3 protein-coding genes are annotated in these 1,342 nt (G+C 70.1%); all 3 read left to right on the top strand.

What is annotated here, in order from left to right; all coding sequences use genetic code 11:
- On the top strand, positions 1–247 hold a 247-nt coding region (locus H5411_RS46445; protein WP_220818391.1), incomplete at its 5' end, for a hypothetical protein.
- Between the two features lie 17 nt (positions 248–264).
- Positions 265–1,107 carry a hypothetical protein gene (locus H5411_RS46440; protein ID WP_183128019.1) on the top strand — a complete coding sequence of 281 codons (843 nt, stop codon included), beginning with the start codon at positions 265–267 and terminating at the stop codon, positions 1,105–1,107.
- Positions 1,108–1,123: 16 nt separating this feature from the next.
- A partial coding sequence (locus H5411_RS46435; protein WP_220818390.1) for a hypothetical protein occupies positions 1,124–1,342 on the top strand: 219 nt, incomplete at its 3' end.

The raw sequence follows: 1,342 nt of genomic DNA, 5'->3' as shown, positions 1-1,342 counted from the left end.
CGCGGAGTACCACAAGGCGAGCGCCAAGGGACTTGATCCCGCGCTCGCGGTGATCCCGACCCCGGAGCTCGGCGCGGTGGCCCGCGCGCTCGGCGGCGGCGGCGCGACCGTGCGCACCGTCGACGAACTGCGGGCCGCATTGGGCGACTACGTCCGCGCGCCGCACCCGACCGTGATCGACGTCCGGATCACCCGCGACGTGCTCAGCGTGCCGTACCGCCGGATCCAGTACGGCGAGGACGTGTGAACGAGAGGAAACCGGACATGAAGATCGTGCTGGGCCGCGACGACCTCGCGGCCGCGGCGTTGGAAGCCGCCGGGGCGGCCGAACGCCTCGACATCCGCCCCGTGCACAAAGCCTCGCGCGGCTTCGTCAACGACGGCACTGCCGACGTCTGCGAGCTGGCCATCGTGACGCTCCTGCAAGCGGTCGCCTACGACAAACCGGTGGCGCTGCTGCCGATCACCGCACTCGGCCGCCACCAGCACCAGACCCTGGTGACGCTCGCCGAACCTGGCGTTGACGCCGTGCGCGGGAAAACCGTCGGCGTGCGGTCGTGGAGCCAGACCACCGGCGTCTGGCTGCGCGGTTTCCTCACCGACGACTACGGCCTCGATCTGTCCGAAGTGGACTGGATCACCTACGAAGACGGCCACCTGCCCGAGTACACCGATCCGGCGTGGACGAAGCGGGCACCCGAAGGAACCAAGCTGCCCGCCGACTTCCTCGACGGCAAACTGGACTACGGCATCATGGGCAACGAACTCCCGTCCGACGACCGCATCCGCACCGCGGTCCCGGATGCCCTGCGCGTCGCGGCGGAATGGGCCGAGAGCAAGGGTTTCGCCCCGATCAACCACGTCGTCGCGATCAACCCGGCCGCCGACGCCAAGGCCGTCCTCGCCGTCTACGACGCACTGGCCGCGCAAGTGCGCAACGGCCCCGCCGAACTCAACCCCGTCGGCTTCGAGGCACTGCGCGGACCCGTCACCGAGGTCGCCCGCTACGCCCTCGAACAGCAAGTGCTCCCCCGCGCCGTCTCGTTCGACGAACTCGTGGACCGCACCTGCGCCGCACTGGGCGTGTCCGCCTCGCGGCTCGCCTGACCCCGGAAGGAAAGACATGGAAAAGCTCTCAGTGGTCCTCGGCGACTACGCGCACGGCCGCGCGCTGCTGAACGGAGACGTCGAGATCCCCGGCCGCGCGGTGGAACCGGTGGAGGTGACGCCGGTGATCGGCGCGTACCGCCGGATGATCCGGGACCTCGAGTTCGACGTGTGCGAACTCGCGCCGACCTCCTACCTCATGGCGCGGCAGGCCGGAGTGCCGCTCACCGCGATG

This window comes from Amycolatopsis echigonensis (assembly GCF_014174495.1).
Taxonomy (GTDB): Bacteria; Actinomycetota; Actinomycetes; order Mycobacteriales; family Pseudonocardiaceae; genus Amycolatopsis; species Amycolatopsis echigonensis.
The sequence above is the reverse complement of the archived record's forward strand: the minus strand, read 5'-3'. Positions and strand labels throughout refer to the sequence as shown.